At 41.3% G+C, this 1,043-nt stretch carries 1 rRNA gene; it reads left to right on the forward strand.

Annotated elements, in window-relative coordinates:
• Positions 1 to 947: 947 nt before the first annotated feature.
• Positions 948 to 1,043: ribosomal RNA gene (locus KO533_RS22380) — 16S ribosomal RNA — on the forward strand; the annotation flags it as partial.

The following is a 1,043-nucleotide window of genomic DNA, read 5'->3' on the forward strand; positions in this document are numbered from 1 at the left end:
CGGGCGAGTGCTTCTGAGAGTTGCATAAAAAAATCCGATGACATGAGGTCATCGGATTTTGATCTTTTCAGCGAGATCGTCAAGCGATCTGTCTTAACTGATCGGCATTAAGCGTAAGCTGGCTTTTTTGTGGGTTTGTTTTATTTCTACATCTATATGCATATATGCACCAATGAACCCTATCATAGTCATGCCTTCAGTTCTTACATCACAAACTCGCTACTTACTAATGGTCACGCGTTGTCGCCATTAAAACAAATCTATTTAAGCCGATCCGTAGGTCAATCTCACGCTTAGCCTCGTTTAATCTTCATTTTAAAAGACGAAAGTCTTCTATTTTTATAACTACTAACAAATCATCTGATGGCTTTTGGCTATACATAATGCGAAACAAAGGCGTAGTCTTGACTGAATTGTGGATAACTTTGGGGGTAAGTGGTGGGTATGGTGTGGCTAGATTAGATAATTAGAATTAACTGCAAATTTCCTTAAAATAGGGGTTGCGCAAAATCTCCTGCTGCCTATAATGCGCATCCACTGACACGGCAGACAGCGTTAAGCAGCCTGATGTGACGGTTCATCAATGATTTTACTGATTGATGAGTGTTGAGAAAGTTTGCAAAAACTCCTTGACGCGAAACAGGAAATGCGTAAAATGCACGACCCTGAGCTGATGAAGCATCAGCACGACCCGCCTGCAACGGTATGTGGTCAACGCTCTTTAACAAGATAAAACAAGAAATCTGTGTGGACACTCACAGGTGTTGAGTTAATCGAAACTGCTTAACCTTCGGGTTGGCAGTCAAAAATTTAAATCAATATTTTCTGTATCACGAAAGTGATGAGTGTTCATAGCAATATGTACAGTTTGTTTCTGCTTTTAAGTGGTGACAAAAAATCAGAATTCATTGAGCCGCTGAAGTCGCAAGACAGAAGCAACAAAACTTTAATTGAAGAGTTTGATCATGGCTCAGATTGAACGCTGGCGGCAGGCCTAACACATGCAAGTCGAGCGGCAGCACAAGGGAGTTTACTCCTGAGGT

Source organism: Shewanella sp. NKUCC05_KAH, from assembly GCF_019345585.1.
In the GTDB taxonomy this organism is placed as follows: domain Bacteria; phylum Pseudomonadota; class Gammaproteobacteria; order Enterobacterales; family Shewanellaceae; genus Shewanella; species Shewanella oncorhynchi.